The sequence below is a fragment of the Pseudomonas sp. E1MeOHC2 genome (assembly GCF_058745025.1).
The window spans coordinates 3,581,327-3,596,769 of record NZ_CP196675.1 but is presented as its reverse complement, the minus strand read 5'-3'; the positions used below and the strand labels follow the sequence as shown (position 1 = coordinate 3,596,769).

Below are 15,443 nucleotides of genomic sequence, written 5' to 3'. Positions count from 1 at the left end.
GCTAAGATGAGCGACTCTTCAACCAGATACAGACTCCAATGCACAACGACGCACCCATCGGACCAGGTCGCCCCAAGGACCTGGCCAAGCGCGAGGCGATCCTCGAAGCGGCCAAGACGCTGTTCCTCAGCCTTGGCTACGCCAACACCAGCATGGATGCGGTCGCTGCGGCGGCAGGTGTTTCAAAACTTACGGTCTACAGCCACTTCAACGACAAGCAGACGTTGTTCGGCTCGGCGGTCATGGCGACCTGCCAGGGCCAACTGCCGGACCTGTTGTTCGAGTACCCCGAGGGTGCTGCGCTGGAGGATGTGCTGCTGACCATCGCCCGCGGCTTCCAGGCGCTGATCAGCAGCGACGAGTCAGTCAAGCTGAGCCGGCTGATCTTCGCGCTTGGCAGCCAGGACCCAGGGTTTGGCGAGTACTTCTACGAAGCCGGGCCCAAGCGCGTGCTGGCGGGGATGGAAGCGCTGCTGCGCGGGGTGGATCAGCGCGGATTGCTACACATCGACAACCCGTTGCGCGCCGCGGAGCACTTCTTCTGCCTGGTCAAGGGCGCGCCGGATTACCGGTTGCTGCTGGGGTGCGCCGGGCCGTTGGAAGGGGATGAGGCCGAGGCGCATGTGCGTGAGGTAGTGGGGGTGTTCATGCGGGCGTTCCGGCCTTAGGCCTTCAGCGTTTTCTTCGGATAAATGTCATACCGGCTCGACTTGCCTTCCAGGCTGTGGCTCGGCTTCGGCCCGTCGATGATCGGCGCCTTGCGCGGCCGCTTCACCACTACCCGATGGCTGGCCAGCGCCAGGGCGGCTTCGAGCAACGCCGGGGCATCCAGGTCATCACCGACCAATGGCCGGAATACGCGCATCTCCTTCTTCACCAGTGCGCTTTTGTCCCTGTGCGGGAACATCGGGTCGAGGTAGATCACCTGCGGCGGCTCCCCTTCCCAGGTGCGCATGCGCTCGATGGCATTGCCGGTCAGCAGGCGCATGCGCCCGACGATCGGGCCCACCTCTTCATCCGCACGACCCCGCGCCAGGCCGTCTTCCAACAACGCAGCAATCAGCGGCTGGCGCTCGATCAGGGTCATCTGGCAGCCCAGGCTGGCCAGCACGAAGGCATCCTTGCCAAGCCCCGCAGTCGCGTCGAGCACTTGCGGCCGAACACCTTGGGCAATACCGACCGCCTTGGCGATCATCTGCCCGTTGCCACCGCCAAACTGGCGCCGGTGCGCGGCCTGGCCTTCGACGAAGTCGACACGCACCGGCCCAGGCGCCTGTGGGCCCAACTGCTGGACCTGCAAGCCTTCAGCGCCCACCTGCACGGCAAAGCCGGCGGCATCGTCCTGCAGCGGCAGGCCCAGGCGCTCGGCCCACGCCGTGGCTTTTTCCGCATACTCAGCCGACATCGCTTCGACCCTGATACCTGCGCCTTGCTCTTCCATCGTCCACACCTAAAAAATCAAACCAAGCCTTAATGAATCGGCAACCACGGCCGATACAGGCAATATCCCGCTATTCTGCCAGAGCACAACGCGCGCGACTGCCATGACAGATACTCTTCCCATCGGTTTGACCTACCTGTCGCCTGTCGGCCACTACGGTCAACAGAATACCCAGACACTCGGGGGCGTCAGCCACCTGTGGCAGGATTTCTTTGCCCGCGCCATGGCCGAGCAGCAGGAAGAGCCCGCAGACACTATCAGCCAGTCGTTCGTCCAGTACGATCAGGACAGCGGCGAGCCAATTGGCGGTGCCAGAGCGCTGGCGCTGATCGATGCCCAGCGCGCCTGCAAAGTGCAGGACACCGAAGTCGCACCGCCCGAGCCGTTGTTCCTGCCCAAGGCCGAGCTGGAAGCGCATTTGCTGGAGCCCGCCGCCGAACCGTTCAGCGCCATCGAACTGATCGAACAACAGCGCGACCTGGACCTGAGCAACAGCTGGTTGCGCCCGGTGGTCATGAGCCAGGGCCACCCACTTGCCGAGCCTGGCCCAGGCCCCTCCCCGCGCCCGCTGTTCCTGCCTATCGCCGAGTTCGAGAGCAACCTGCTGGACCCGGCCCCCGAACCCTTCGACGAAACCACCCTGGCCAAGCAGCAAAACGACCTGGAGTTCGACATCCACTGGGCGCGCCCGGTGGTGCTGAACAACGTTCGCGCGTACGCGTGAAGCTGCAGGGGCTCAGCGGCAGATCTGCCAGGCCCAGTAGCAGCGCCAGCAAGGCACGCACGGCGAATCAGCGGCGGAACAGGTCGTTGAGCTGAGCGAAGGGCAGCGCCTGTTCGCCATAGCCGAACGTGCCCTCATCGCGAATCTCCAGCGCGGCCCGATGGAAGGCCCCCAGTGCCGCACGGGCCAGCGACGAGCCGACGCTGATGCGCCGAACACCCAGGTCCTGCAACTGATTGACGCTCAGCGTCACGCCTGCCATCCCCATCAGCACGTTAACCGGTTTAGGCGCCACCGCCTGCACCACCGCGCGGATCTCTTCGACGGTGCGCAGCCCAGGCGCGTAGAGCACATCAGCACCCGCCTCGGCATAGGCTTGCAGGCGCAGGATGGTGTCGTCCAGGTCCAGGCGCCCATGCAGCAGGTTTTCTGCACGGGCGCAGAGGGTGAACGGAAAAGGCAGGCTGCGCGCAGCCTGAACCGCCGCGCGAACGCGCTCGACCGCCAGGCCGTGGTCGTAGATAGGCGCGTCGTTGCGCCCGGTGGCGTCCTCGATAGAGCCCCCCACAAGACCCGCCTCGGCGGCCCGCAGGATGGTCTGTGCACAGTCTTCAGGCAGGTCGCCAAAGCCGTTCTCAAGGTCGGCGGCAACCGGCAGGGCCGTGGCATCGACGATTGCCCCGGCGTTATCCAGGGTTTCGTCCAGGCTCAAGGCACCTTCGGCATCCGGCCGGCCCAAGCAGAACGCCAAGCCCGCGCTGGTCGTGGCCAGCGCCTCGAAGCCCAGGCTGGCCAGCAGCTTGGCAGAACCGGCATCCCACGGATTGGGGATGACGAAGGCGCTATCGCGCTCGTGCAGGGCCTTGAAGGCTTCGGCTCGCAGGGTTTGCACATCCATGGTCTCAACCTCAGGCAGTCAGGAGTGGTCAGAGTAGTCCCAGTTGTTCGACCTCGGGGGCGCGTGGCAATTCCGGTAACGGTGCAAGGCCAGGCAGGCGCTGCATCAGACGCTGGTGAAAACGCTGGGCCAAGGCCGCAGCCAGGCGGTTATCCGAGGTGTGCAGAAAGATGTAGGGGCTGCGGCCTTCCTCGATCCAGCTGGCCACCTTGGCTACCCAGGGCGTCAGAAAGGCTTCGTTGGCTTCAAGTTGCGGGTGGCCGATGAAACGAACCTGGGGATGTTGGCTGAACGCGGCCGGGCGCGGCGGCACCTTGGGTTTCTTGGCCTGGGCATGCAGCACGGCGGGTTCGCGCGATGTGCAACTGAACAAGGCCCGTGGGTCGAGGCAGATGCGCTCGACACCCCGTTCGAGCAGTAGCCGATTCAGCAGCCGCTCCTCCTCTCCCCGCGCAAAAAAGGCGTCGTTACGCACTTCAACGGCCACAGGTACGCGTACTTCATCCAGGAAGTGGCTGAGTTCTGCCAAACGCGAAGGCCCGAACACGGCAGGCAGTTGCAACCAGTAGGGCGATACCCGCGCACCCAGCGGCGCCATCAAACGCGTGAAGGTGATCGCCGCGTCCAGTTGATCGCGCAGGTCCGCTGCGTGGCTGACCTCGCGGGGGAACTTGGCGGTGAAACGAAAGTGCGCCGGCATGGCCTGTGCCCAGCGCGCCACGGTGGCCGGGGCTGGGCTGGCGTAGAAGGTGGTGTTGCCCTCGACCGCGTTGAACACCTGGCTGTAGAGACCCAGGTATTCACTGGCTCGGGCATCGGCGGGGTACAGGTAATCGCGCCAGGCGTTTTCGCTCCACGACGGACAACCCAGAAAATAAGGCAGAGGTGAGGGATTCATCCCTCAAATGTACAGGTCGAGCCCCAGTACTTCCATGTCCCAATCGTTGAAACCGGCTGTGCTCAGGTAGCTGGCCAGTGCGGTTGCAGTGCGCCGGTCACGGGCGCGAGGGAAGATCATGTCTTGCTGACGGGCTGGCAGGCCACCGCTGCGACGGCGAATGGCGGCCTCATGGGCAACTTCGCCTTGCTCGACGTTTTCGATAACGTCGGCATCTTCGATTGCCTCGTCGCGCACCGCCGCTTTGCGCGGTGTGCGCTTGACCGGATAGGACTGCGATGAGAAACCGTCGATACGCATGGCGTGAACACTCAGGACCAATGATGGCAATTTAGCAGCATCAGAGTTCCGTCGCTAATGCTCGAGTGATAACTGGACCACAGTTCGCGCGAAAGGTTTTATCGTCAGTGGCGATAACCGACGAACAACACTCAGCGCTTCTTGGGTGTGGCGACATTATCGCGCAAGTACACCGGTTGCGCCTGTTCGGCGCTGATTGCCTCGCCGCGCGCCCAGGCAAAGCAGGCCAGGCTGAGGATGTCCAGAGCATTGGGCAAGGCCGCGGCATTGCTGGCAGCGACCTGCACTGCCAGTCGCTCGGCATACCCCCAGCCGGTGCCTGCACCGAACCACTCGCCCGTGCTGGCGTCGGGCAACGCCACGCGCTCGGGCGGCAGTACCGCTTCCTGGCCGATCAGGCGCATTTCGCCGGCGGTTGCCTGGTAGCAGCCCCAGTACACCTCATCCATGCGCGCATCGATGGCGGCAGCCACCTGCTGCACGCCCTGTTCACGAAATGCCCCTTGCGCCAACGCGGCCAGGTTGGATACCGGCAGTACCGGGCGCTCAAGCGCGAACGCCAGGCCCTGAACCACACCGATGGCGATCCGCACACCAGTGAAGGCGCCTGGGCCACGGCCAAATGCGATGGCATCCAGTGCATTCAAACCTACGCCCGAATCAGCCAGCAGTTGCTTGATCATCGGCAGCAGCTTTTGCGCATGCTGACGCGGGATCACCTCGTAATGGCTGGTTACCTTGCCGTCATGCAACAGGGCGACGGAACAGGCTTCGGTGGCGGTATCCAGGGCCAGCAGGGTGGTCATCGAACGGGTTTCCAGGTGCAGGGAAAAGAGCGCCAGTATAAACGACAACGGCCCGCAAGCGGGCCGTTGTGATGCAAGGCGTGGATCAGCTCAGGGCTGCCAGCACCTTGGCAGTGATGGCGTCGACCGAGCCGACACCTTCGATGTGGCTGTACTTGGGCTTGCCAGCATTGGCAGCCGACAGCGTCTGGTAGAACTCGACCAGCGGTTTGGTCTGGGTGTGGTAGACCGACAGGCGATGACGCACGGTTTCTTCCTTGTCGTCGTCGCGCTGGATCAGGTCTTCGCCCGTCACATCGTCCTTGCCTTCCACTTTCGGCGGGTTGTACTGAATGTGGTAGGTGCGGCCCGAGGCCAGGTGCACGCGGCGACCGGCCATACGGCCGACGATTTCTTCATCGTCAACAGCGATTTCGACCACGGCATCAATGTCGACACCGGCGGCGACCATCGCTTCGGCCTGCGGAATGGTGCGTGGGAAACCGTCGAACAGGCAGCCGTTGGCGCAATCCGGCTGGGCGATGCGCTCCTTGACCAGGCTGATGATCAGCTCGTCGGAGACCAGCTGGCCAGCATCCATGACTTTCTTCAGTTCCAGGCCCAGGGGGGTGCCGGCCTTGACGGCAGCACGCAGCATGTCACCGGTGGAGATCTGGGGAATACCGAACTTTTCGGTGATGAACTTTGCCTGAGTACCTTTACCGGCCCCGGGAGCTCCCAGCAGAATTACGCGCATCTCGTGCTCCTCAAATTTTTTTATGAAATTCAATGGATTCGGCAAACAGGGCCAAGTCCGGAAAATCGGGTATGACCATAAATCGGTCAGAAGGCTGCTCAAGATACACAGCGCCCGGCAGCCATACAAGCGTCCCAAAGTTGCAGGAATGCGCCACTTGCGACCTGCGCGGCAGGCGGTTGCGCTCGGCGCAACCGCCCTGCCCGTCCTTTGTTACCTCCCTGGCTGCAGCCACCCTAAGCGAGCCACGGGTAGCCTTAGCCTGTGTTGCGCAGGCCTGCGGCAATGCCCGCCACGGTAACCAGCAAGGCCTGTTCCAACGGGCTGTCCAGAGCGGCTTCGCGGCTGCGCGAGCGCGCCAGCAGCTCGGCCTGAAGGCGGTGCAGCGGGTCCAGGTAAGTGTTGCGCAGGCTGATGAATTCCAGGGTCTCGGGGCTGTGCGCCAGTAGCACCGGCTGCCCGGTCAAGCCCAGTACCACTTGGCAAGACTGCGACAATAGGTCGCGCAGATGCACACCTAAAGGAAGCAGATCCGGTTGCACTAGACGTTCGTCGTAGGCCTCGGCGATTTGTGCATCGGCCTTGGCCAGTACCATCTCCAGCATATCGATGCGGGTACGGAAGAACGGCCATTGCTCGCGCATCTGCGCCAACAGCTCGCCCTGGCCGCGTTGCAAGGCATTGTTCAAGGCGGTTTCCCAGCCCAGCCAGGCGGGTAGCATCAGGCGCGTCTGGGTCCAGCCGAAGATCCACGGAATGGCCCGCAAGCTCTCGATACCGCCAGCGCGGCGCTTGGCCGGGCGGCTACCCAGCGGCAGGCGGCCCAACTCCTGCTCCGGCGTCGACTGGCGGAAATACTCGACGAAATCGGGGTTGTCCCGCACCACGCTGCGGTACGCCTGCACGCCATCGCCTGCCAGTTGGTCCATGACCTCACGCCAGGCAGGCTGCGGTGGCGGCGGCGGTAACAAGGTGGCCTCAAGCACCGCTGCCAAATACAAGTTGAGGTTTTGCTCAGCGATGCCAGGCAAACCGAACTTGAAGCGGATCATTTCGCCCTGCTCAGTGGTACGGAAACGCCCGGCCACCGAACCTGGAGGCTGTGACAGGATCGCCGCGTGGGCTGGGCCGCCGCCACGGCCAACGGTGCCACCACGGCCGTGGAACAGCAGCAGCTCGACCTGATGCTCGCGGCAGATGCGTACCAGGGTTTCCTGAGCCCGGTACTGCGCCCAGGCTGCCGCCGTGGTGCCGGCGTCCTTGGCCGAGTCGGAATAGCCGATCATCACTTCCTGCGGCCCGCGCAGCCCGGCGCGATAGCCCGGCAGGCCAAGCAGGCGCTGCATCACCGGGCCTGCGTTATCCAGGTCGGCCAAGGTCTCGAACAGCGGCACCACGCGCATCGGCCGGGTCAACCCGGCTTCCTTGAGCAGCAGCTGCACGGCCAGCACATCCGAAGCAGCACCGGCCATGGAGATGACATAAGAGCCCAGCGAAGCCGCCGGGGCAGCGGCAATTTCCCGGCAGGTGGCCAGCACTTCGGCAGTTTCCGCCTGGGGCTGGAAATGCCCAGGCAGCAACGGCCGACGGTTTTTCAGTTCGGCCAGGAGAAACGCGATGCGTTGCTCTTCATCCCAATCGGCATAGCGCCCCAAGCCCAGGTAATCGGTGATCTCGGTCAGCGCATCACGGTGGCGGGCGGCGTCCTGGCGCACGTCCAGGCGCCCCAGGTACAGGCCGAACGTCACAGCACGGCGCAGGCAGTCGAGTAGCGGGCCTTCAGCGATCACGCCCATGCCGCATTCATGCAGCGACTGGTAACACAGCTCCAACGGTGCGATCAGGTCGCGGTTGTCCACCAACACGTCGGCACTGGCGGGCTGGCTGCTGGTCAAGGCGAGCTGCGCCCAGGCACGGGTCGCGCGCAGGCGCTCGCGCAATTGCTTGAGCACGGCGCGGTAGGGTTCGGCGCTGTCGCCGACACGCTCGCGCAGCGCGCTGCTGGCCTGTTGCATGGACAGCTCAGCAGCCAGGGCGTCGATATCACGCAGGAACAGGTCGGCAGCCATCCAGCGCGCCAGCAACAGGACTTCACGGGTTACCGCCGCCGTGACATTGGGGTTGCCGTCCCGGTCGCCGCCCATCCACGAGGCAAAGCGGATGGGCGCGGCCTCCAGCGGCAGGCGCAGACCGGTGGCGTCGTGCAGCGCCTTATCGACCTTGCGCAGGTGGTTGGGGATGGCCTGCCACAAGGAGTGTTCGATCACCGCGAAGCCCCACTTGGCCTCGTCCACGGGGGTTGGCCGGGTGCGGCGGATCTCTTCGGTGTGCCAGGCTTCGGCGATCAGCCGGCGCAGGCGTTCACGCACCTGCTGGCGTTCGGCGGGGGTCAGGTCGCGATGGTCCTGGGCCGCCAACTGCGCGGCGATGGCGTCGTATTTCTGGATCAAGGTGCGCCGCGCAACCTCGGTGGGGTGCGCGGTCAGTACCAGTTGGATGTCCAGCTTGGCCAGTTGCCGGGCCAGGGCGTCGTTGCCATGCCCGGCCTGCTTCAGGCGTGCCAGCAGCTCAGGCAGCACGCGTGCCTCGAAGGGCTCTGGCTGGTCGGCATCGCGACGGCGGATCAACTGATACTGCTCGGCCATGTTGGCCAGGTTGAGAAACTGGTTGAACGCCCTGGCCACCGGCAGCAAGTCTTCATCGGCCAGGTCCGCCAAGGTCGAGCTCAATTGCTCGCCGGCGACGCGGCGGTCGGCCTTGGCGCTGTGCCGGATGTCCTCGATCTTCTGCAAAAACGCATCGCCATGCTGCTGACGAATGGTCTCGCCGAGCAGCTCCCCCAACACATGGACATCTTCACGCAAACGCACATCGATATCGGTCATTGGCCCTCTCTGTCGCGCAGCTTTGGCGCACCCGTTCAGGAAACAGCACTGGGCCAAGAGTGCCCCCAGCCGAGCGGCCATGGCAAGCCGTGATCGGCAAAGCAAACTAAAGTGCAAGCAGAGCACTCCGATGCAATGCAGCCTTTCGAGGCGTTGACAGAGGTCATCATGAAAATCCGTGAACTCGCCCAGCACTGGGAACAGAATGCCGCAGGTACCCTGAGCCGCACCGGCCATGTGCTGCATCTGGACTTGGAGTCCGAGGCGCGCCTGGCCGCGCTGATCGACATGTACCCCAAGCGTACCGCCGAAGAATTGCTTGGCGAACTGGTGGCGGCGGCCCTGGAGGAACTGGAAGCCAGCTTCCCTTATGTGCAGGGGCGCCAGGTCATCGCCACCGATGAAGAGGGCGACCCTCTGTTCGAAGACATTGGCCCTACCCCGCGCTTTCTGTCCTTGTCCCGCCGCCACCTGCACGACCTGAGCAGCACCGCTGGCGACAGCGAAAAATAACCACCCAGCACATTATTCCGGGCCTGCAAGGCCCGGAATACCCCGCATGACGCTGAAAGTTCCGGGCAAAACTCACTGACCAATCAGTCAGAAAAACTTATCCGTTTACGGCATTTTTTTCTGAACTATTCGAAAAACGCCCCAGTCCGAGCAAATAGCCATCACGCTAAAACCCTGCACACTGCCCTCGTGCACCGTTCAGCTGAAGCAACGGCAACTGTCAGGGATTGAGCGATGGACTGCTACGGACATCGTCGTTATCAGGAGTGATCCAATGGAGCTGACCACCATGAAGACCCGCACTTTCAAACCGTCATCCACTCATGTGCGCGGGTTCAAGCTGGCCGCGCTGGCCCTGGGCAGTAGCCTGGTCCTGGCCGGCTGTGCGGGCAACCCGCCCACCGAGCAGTATGCCGTTACCCAATCCGCCGTGAACTCTGCCGTCAGTGCTGGCGGTACCGAGTACGCCGCCGTGGAGATGAAAGCGGCCCAGGACAAGTTCAAGCAAGCCGAAATCGCCATGCACGACAAGCAGTACGACGACGCCAAGCGTCTGGCCGAACAGGCTGAATGGGACGCCCGCCTCGCGGAACGCAAGGCTCAGGCGGCCAAGGCCCAGAAGGCTGTGCAGGATGCCCGCCAGGGCGTTCAGGACGTACGTGAGGAAGGCCTGCGCAGCGCTCAGTGAGCCCTGCCCCGCCACCCTTAGCCTTCGCACTCGATCAAAGGATGAACACTATGCGCAAACACGTCATGATTCCCGCCCTGCTGGCCCTGAGCGTCGGTCTTGCAGCCTGCTCGCACGACCCGAACGCCAACCTTGAGTCGGCCCGCACCAACTTCTCCGCGCTGCAGAGCGACCCGCAGTCGAGCAAGGTCGCCGCGCTGGAGACCAAGGATGCCCAGGACTGGCTGAACAAGGCCGACAAGGCCTACATGGATCGCGAGGACCAGAAAAAGGTCGATCAACTCGCCTACCTGACCAACCAGCGTGTTGAAGTCGCCAAGCAGACCATTGCCCTGCGCACCGCCGAAGGCGAACTGAAAAACGCCTCTGCCCAGCGCGCCCAGGCCAAACTGGATGCCCGTGATGCGCAGATCGCCAAGCTGCAGGACAGCCTCAATGCCAAGCAGACCGACCGCGGTACGCTGGTGACCTTCGGCGACGTCCTGTTCGACTTCAACAAGGCCGAGCTCAAGAGCAACGCCTACCCCAACGTCACCAAGCTGGCCCAGTTCCTTCAGGAAAACCCGGAACGCAAGGTGATCGTAGAGGGCTACACCGACAGCGTCGGCTCGTCCAACTACAACCAGACCCTCTCCGAGCGTCGCGCCGGTGCGGTGCGCATGGCACTGGTACGCGCGGGTGTCGACCCGGCGCGGATCGTCGCCCAGGGTTATGGCAAGGAGTACCCGGTGGCTGACAACGGCAGCAACTCGGGCCGTGCGCAGAACCGTCGGGTGGAGGTGACCATCTCCAATGACAACCAGCCAGTGGCACCGCGTTCGGTGAGCCAGGTGCAGTAAGCTGACTCGATTCAAAGAAAAACCCCGCCGTGATGGCGGGGTTTTTCATTTGTCGGCAAAATAAAAGGCACCTTTAAAAGCACTCTTTAAAGATCTATAGTCGTGTCATCAATAACTGCATTCACGGGTTGATACAACTATGACCTACCCGGTTCTAGCCGATCTGGCAGCATCCATCACTGACCTGAAAAAGGACCCCATGGGCACGATCCGTGAAGCGGCTGGTGAAACGGTGGTCATCCTAAATCGCAACGAGCCGGCGTTCTATGCAGTACCACCAGAACGTTACGAAGCGATGATGGAGTTGATCGACGACATGCAACTGGCTGAGCTGGTACGCCAGCGACGTGGCGAGCCCACCGTGAAAGTGGATATTGATGAGCTCATCGCCCAAGCCCAAGGCAGCAAAAAACCACAGCCTTGAATTCAATATTCGGGCACAGAGGGAATTCAGAAAACTGGATAGCCAACTGCAAATCCAGTTTGCGCGAAAGCTCAAAGAGCGCTTGGCGCAGCCCAGGGTGGACAAGGACAAATTGTCCAGCATGCCCGACTGCTACAAGATCAAGCTGAGGTCATCGGGCTATCGCCTGGTTTATCAGGTTATCGATGAGCGAGTGGTGGTCATCGTCATCGCTGTAGGCAAGCGAGAAAGAAGCGATGTGTACGATGCGGCAAAGTCTCGCTTGATGTGATGTTTTGACTGTTCCGGCCCTTTCGCGGGCTATGCGTCGTTCGTGAGATCAACGGGGTACCTGTGGGAGCGGGCTTGCCCGCGAAAGGGCCGGAACGGCAACGACAGAATTCAGGTTACTGCACCTGCTGCGGCGTCTCCTCCCCCATGCAGCGCACCGCACGCTTGCGGTTGTCGACCAACACGCCGGTCAGGCCTTTCTGTTGCATGTCGAACAACACCAGCACGCCATCCACGCACTGGGCCACCTGCGGCGCAGGCTCCAGGGAAACCTTGTAATCCTCGCCCGGCACGGTCTTGAGCATGGTGAAATCCTGCAGCAACAGGGCGTCTTCAGGCTTGGCGAAATGCAGGTAACCGTAGTACCACAAAGCCCCCACCGTCACGATGATGCTGCCGACGCCGGTCAGGATCAGCGGGATGGCGTTGCGTTCTTCACTCATTGCTTGTTCTTCTCGTCAGGGTAATTGGGCACTTCGGCAAGCCGCCGCAGGCCGTTGAAATGACTCGGGTCATCAAGAAAGCGCAGCATCACCTGGCGCCACACCGGGTCGGCGAAGGTCTGCACATGGCCACCACGGGTCAGTTGCAGGACCCGCGGCGGCGGTGCGTGCTGGTACAGGCGGATGCCGTTGTCCAGTGGCACCAGGCGGTCGTCGATGCTGTGGAAGAACAGCTTCGGCGGGCTGTCCAGTCGCTCGACCGAACCAATCGCGCTGTCGCCGTCCGGCACCAGCCACGACAGGGGCACTTGCAGTGGCCAGGTCATCCACGAGGTACTCAGGGCAAAGCGCCCGACCGCACGGTAACTGGCCGGCACGCCATCGAACACCAGCGCACTGAAGCGCTGGCGCTGCTCGGGGTGGGCCGCCAGGTAGTGAATAGCCATGGCGCCGCCCAGGCTCTGCCCCAGCAGCACCAGCGGCTTGCCCTGGACCTCGGGCGCTTTGTCCAACCAGGCTATGGCCGCCGCGATGTCTTCATAGACCTCGGGCAAGCTCGGCTTGCCGTGGGACAGCCCATAGCCCCGGTAATCGATCATCAGCACCTGGTAGCCCTGCTCCGGCAGCCAGTAGCTGCCCCCCAGATGGCCCGCCAGGTTGCCGCCGTTACCATGCAAGTGCAGCACGGTGCCCTTGAGCTCGACGCCGGCCTTGGCCGGCAGCCACCAACCATGCAGGCGCACGCCATCGGCGGTGGTCAGGGCGACGTCACGGTAGTCGAGCTTGGCCCGTTCCGGGGTAAAGGGTTGGCCGGGCTCAGGGTAGAACAGCAGGCTACTGCAACCGGCCAGGCCCAGCAGGAGTACCCCGAGGGCCAGCAGGCGGCAGCATTCAGAGAATGTTCGCGTAGTCGGCTTCAATGCGATCCAGGCTCAGGTGGTTGAGGAAGTTGGAGAAACACATCCAGGCCGACAGCGCGTTGAGGTCACGGAACTGTTCGGGCAGGTACTTGGGTGGCTCGACCAGCCCTTCCTCGACCAGTTGGCGAAGGGTGCGCATGTCTTCCAGGGTGGTCTTGCCACAGAACAGCAGCGGGATCTGCTCGAGCTTGCCCTTCTTCACGGCCAACTGAATATAGTTGTAAACCATGATGAAGCCCTTGAGGTAGGACAAGTCCTTGGTGAATGGCAACCCGTTGGGCACCGAGCCGCGGAATACCCGGCTGGCGTTGCTGTAGCTCTGCGCCATTTCAAAGCCCTGGGCACGGAAAAACTCGAACACCTGGAGGAAATCGGCGCCCTCCTCGACCATGTGGATGGCGCGTGTACGGTTGGTGAGCTTGCGCAGCCGGCTAGGGTAGGACGCGAAGGCGATCACCTCCATGAGAATCGCCAGCCCTTCCTGAGTCACCGTTGACGAGGGTGGCCCTTTGGCCAGGAAGGTGCAGATCGGCTGATTGAGGCCGTTCAACGTAGTCCCCACATGCACCAGCCCCTCATGCACCTCCAGCGCACGCACATCGCGGCTGTTGAACATGGCATCGGCGCGCACCTTGATGTAGTCGGCACCTGCCGCCGCATCGGCGACGATGCCGTCGGACTCGAACACGCGGATGGTTTCCTCGGCCTCGCCGAACACCTTGTTCAGGCGGCGCTGGAGGATGTCCACGGCCTCCTTGGCGGTCAGGTTCTTTGGCTCGTCCTTGAGGTCGCCACGGCCATCGATGTTGTTCAGGTAGTCCGAGAGCATCAGACCCAGGTCGGCCAGGGTCGGGTCACCGGCGTGGAAGGCGTCGGACGCCGCGCCGTAGAGCTCCTGCGAGATCAGCCCGAAGTCCTCGGTGCCGCGCGCTTCGAGCATGCGCACCACCATGCGGTATTCCTTGCACATACGCCGCATGATCTGCCCGACCGGGTTGAACTGGCCCAACTGGCGGGTGATGTCGCGCTCGATGTTCTGGAATTCGGCCTTTACGGCATTGGAGTCGAACGACAGCGGGCGCGACTGGTAATAGGCGCGGTCTACGGCGGGTGGCTCCTTGCCCTTGGCCTTGAGGAAGCCGTGGCGGATGTTGTCGTCCCATTTCACCGCATCGAGCACACGAATGGGGGTCTGCGCCGCGACGATGCGGTCTGACAGTGCGCGTATGGTTTGCTGGTACTCGTCCACTTCGAATCCTTACTCAAGGGCCTCTTCGCGGGCAAGCCCGCTCCTACAGGTACTGCGCTGCCCTCAGGTACGGTGCCACCCCTGTGGGAGCGGGCTAGCCCGCGAAGAGGCCAGTACAGGCAACTACTTGCCGCTGCGCTGGAAGCGTGCCACCTCGACGAACAGGTCGGAGTTGGCCGGGTCGTCCAGGTACGCCAGCACCCGCGCCGAGGGGCTGTCGATCAGCACGCCCTCGCCGTTGTCTTCCGGCACTTCGGTATTGCGCCCGGTCAGCTCTTTGTTCTTCACCGCCTGCTGCACCTGTTCGACATCGAGGTTGTATACCACCAGTTCCTTGCCATCGACGACTTCGAAACCGCCAATCAGGAAATTGCCGCCCAGGCGCTTGGGCACGCCGGCTGAGAGGTACCAGCGATTGCCGTGGCGCGACACGGTGAAGACGTACTCTTCCGGGGCCTTGCCCTTGGCCGTGGCCACCGCCTTGTAGGCATCGCCGCCGCTGCGGCTGATGACCAGCTTCAGCGGCTCGCCCCAGGCATCCTTGCTGCTCCACTTGCCGAGCAGGGCCTTGGGCGCGGCCTGGTTGCTCGGCAATGGCTCATGAAAGGTCACCAGACAACCGCCCAGCAGCAGGAATGACAGCGTCAACAACACCACACGCCAGGCTTTCATCAGGTTCTCCTTGAAAATTCAGGTCTCGGCTCAGGCCGATGCCAGCACCAGGTGCAGGTAACGGGTAAGCATAGCGAGCATCTGCCCATCGGCTTGCACGTTCGCATCCTTGAGCAGGCCCTGATATTCCATCTGCTCGATAATCGCCGTCAACATTTGCGCGTCTTGTTCCGGTTGCCGCGATCCGACTACCTGCAGTAACTGTCGGGTCCCGTGCAGCAGGATCTGCTCGTGGGCGCATACCAGTTCGGCCAGGCGCGGGCACAACAGTGCCTCCTGGCGGAAGGCTTGTTCGGCCATGAGAAAGTCGCGGCGATTGAGCAACTGACGGGATACATAATCCGCCGTCATGCGCGCCACCTCGTCGGCCAGCCGCGCCCTGGCCTGCGGGCTGCCATCACCCTGGGCGAGCAGCTGGCGCAGAACCACCTCGGTGTTGGCCCAGAGCTTGGCCATGTAGGCGGCACTGCGCTCGACGTACTGGGCGAAGGTATCGGTGAGCAGGTCCTCGATGTCCTTGAAGTAATAGGTGGTGGCCGACAGGGGCACACCCGCCTCGGCGGCCACGGCACGGTGGCGCACACCGCGCACACCGTCGCGCACGACGATGCGCATGGCGGCGTCGAGGATCAGCTGGCGACGCTGTTCGCTGCCTTGACGGGCAGTCTTGCGGCCTTGGTACTGCACACTTTCGGCGACGGCGGTGGCGATGCCGGCGGCGCCTTGCTCGGCGATTG

General features: G+C 63.1%; 19 protein-coding genes. 7 read left to right on the top strand and 12 right to left on the bottom strand.

Annotated elements, in window-relative coordinates:
• The first annotated feature begins 26 nt into the window (after window positions 1-26).
• Window positions 27-668, top strand: a complete 642-nt coding sequence (locus ACSSU5_RS16275) for a TetR/AcrR family transcriptional regulator (protein ID WP_319026086.1) — start codon at window positions 27-29, stop codon at window positions 666-668.
• Here ACSSU5_RS16275 and ACSSU5_RS16270 read toward each other — a convergent pair.
• On the bottom strand, window positions 665-1,441 hold the full coding sequence (locus ACSSU5_RS16270; RefSeq protein ID WP_264310011.1) for a class I SAM-dependent methyltransferase: 777 nt from the start codon (window positions 1,439-1,441) through the stop codon (window positions 665-667). The genes ACSSU5_RS16275 and ACSSU5_RS16270 overlap by 4 nt on opposite strands.
• Window positions 1,442-1,544: 103 nt before the next feature.
• Here ACSSU5_RS16270 and ACSSU5_RS16265 point away from each other — a divergent pair, with 103 nt between their 5' ends.
• Entirely contained in the window at window positions 1,545-2,165 is a 621-nt protein-coding gene (locus tag ACSSU5_RS16265; protein WP_264310012.1) for an energy transducer TonB, read from the top strand.
• Between the two features lie 67 nt (window positions 2,166-2,232).
• Here the strand turns inward: ACSSU5_RS16265 and ACSSU5_RS16260 are convergent, their stop codons facing one another.
• The 6 genes from ACSSU5_RS16260 to ppc form a co-directional block, all read right to left on the bottom strand.
• Window positions 2,233-3,063 (bottom strand): isocitrate lyase/PEP mutase family protein, encoded by an 831-nt coding sequence (locus tag ACSSU5_RS16260; protein WP_492559289.1) that lies wholly within the window; start codon window positions 3,061-3,063, stop codon window positions 2,233-2,235.
• A gap of 28 nt (window positions 3,064-3,091) precedes the next feature.
• Window positions 3,092-3,961: a DUF72 domain-containing protein gene (locus tag ACSSU5_RS16255; RefSeq protein ID WP_492559288.1), complete on the bottom strand. Its 870-nt coding sequence runs from the start codon at window positions 3,959-3,961 to the stop codon at window positions 3,092-3,094.
• 3 nt (window positions 3,962-3,964) lie between these two features.
• On the bottom strand, window positions 3,965-4,261 hold the full coding sequence (locus ACSSU5_RS16250; protein WP_264310015.1) for a hypothetical protein: 297 nt from the start codon (window positions 4,259-4,261) through the stop codon (window positions 3,965-3,967).
• A gap of 131 nt (window positions 4,262-4,392) precedes the next feature.
• Window positions 4,393-5,067, bottom strand: coding sequence for a tRNA (adenosine(37)-N6)-threonylcarbamoyltransferase complex dimerization subunit type 1 TsaB (gene tsaB / locus ACSSU5_RS16245; RefSeq protein WP_492559287.1), 675 nt, complete (start codon window positions 5,065-5,067; stop codon window positions 4,393-4,395).
• Between the two features lie 85 nt (window positions 5,068-5,152).
• A complete protein-coding gene (adk, locus tag ACSSU5_RS16240) occupies window positions 5,153-5,803 on the bottom strand; it encodes an adenylate kinase (protein WP_264310017.1) in 651 nt (216 codons plus the stop codon).
• A 257-nt stretch (window positions 5,804-6,060) separates the two neighbouring features.
• Entirely contained in the window at window positions 6,061-8,688 is a 2,628-nt protein-coding gene (ppc, locus tag ACSSU5_RS16235) for a phosphoenolpyruvate carboxylase (protein ID WP_492559286.1), read from the bottom strand.
• Window positions 8,689-8,856: 168 nt separating this feature from the next.
• On the opposite strand from ppc, the gene ACSSU5_RS16230 reads away from it, so the two are divergent.
• The 5 genes from ACSSU5_RS16230 (at window position 8,857) to ACSSU5_RS16210 (ending at window position 11,423) form a co-directional block, all read left to right on the top strand.
• Complete coding sequence (locus ACSSU5_RS16230; protein ID WP_264310019.1) at window positions 8,857-9,201, top strand: pilin assembly protein; 345 nt, start codon at window positions 8,857-8,859, stop codon at window positions 9,199-9,201.
• Between the two features lie 274 nt (window positions 9,202-9,475).
• A complete protein-coding gene (locus ACSSU5_RS16225; protein WP_264310020.1) occupies window positions 9,476-9,889 on the top strand; it encodes a DUF4398 domain-containing protein in 414 nt (137 codons plus the stop codon).
• Between the two features lie 50 nt (window positions 9,890-9,939).
• Complete coding sequence (lptF, locus tag ACSSU5_RS16220; protein WP_264310021.1) at window positions 9,940-10,728, top strand: lipotoxin F family OmpA-related lipoprotein LptF; 789 nt, start codon at window positions 9,940-9,942, stop codon at window positions 10,726-10,728.
• Between the two features lie 139 nt (window positions 10,729-10,867).
• Entirely contained in the window at window positions 10,868-11,152 is a 285-nt protein-coding gene (locus ACSSU5_RS16215) for a type II toxin-antitoxin system Phd/YefM family antitoxin (RefSeq protein WP_492559285.1), read from the top strand.
• Window positions 11,106-11,423, top strand: a complete 318-nt coding sequence (locus ACSSU5_RS16210) for a type II toxin-antitoxin system RelE family toxin (RefSeq protein ID WP_492559284.1) — start codon at window positions 11,106-11,108, stop codon at window positions 11,421-11,423. Before ACSSU5_RS16215 ends, ACSSU5_RS16210 begins: the two co-directional genes overlap by 47 nt.
• Window positions 11,424-11,538: 115 nt before the next feature.
• On the opposite strand, the gene ACSSU5_RS16205 is transcribed toward ACSSU5_RS16210, so the two are convergent.
• The 5 genes from ACSSU5_RS16205 to ACSSU5_RS16185 all read right to left on the bottom strand — a co-directional run bounded on the left by ACSSU5_RS16205 (window position 11,539) and on the right by ACSSU5_RS16185 (window position 15,441).
• Entirely contained in the window at window positions 11,539-11,865 is a 327-nt protein-coding gene (locus tag ACSSU5_RS16205; RefSeq protein ID WP_264310024.1) for a PA3694 family proteiin, read from the bottom strand.
• Entirely contained in the window at window positions 11,862-12,785 is a 924-nt protein-coding gene (locus tag ACSSU5_RS16200) for an alpha/beta hydrolase (RefSeq protein WP_264310025.1), read from the bottom strand. The genes ACSSU5_RS16205 and ACSSU5_RS16200 overlap by 4 nt, the downstream gene beginning before the upstream one ends.
• Complete coding sequence (locus ACSSU5_RS16195) at window positions 12,757-14,034, bottom strand: flavohemoglobin expression-modulating QEGLA motif protein (protein WP_264310026.1); 1,278 nt, start codon at window positions 14,032-14,034, stop codon at window positions 12,757-12,759. Before ACSSU5_RS16195 ends, ACSSU5_RS16200 begins: the two co-directional genes overlap by 29 nt.
• A gap of 123 nt (window positions 14,035-14,157) precedes the next feature.
• Complete coding sequence (locus ACSSU5_RS16190; RefSeq protein WP_264310027.1) at window positions 14,158-14,706, bottom strand: hypothetical protein; 549 nt, start codon at window positions 14,704-14,706, stop codon at window positions 14,158-14,160.
• 30 nt (window positions 14,707-14,736) lie between these two features.
• The gene (locus ACSSU5_RS16185) at window positions 14,737-15,441 is read right to left on the bottom strand and encodes a TetR/AcrR family transcriptional regulator (protein WP_264313970.1); all 705 of its coding nucleotides are present in this window, start codon (window positions 15,439-15,441) and stop codon (window positions 14,737-14,739) included.
• Window positions 15,442-15,443: the final 2 nt, after the last annotated feature.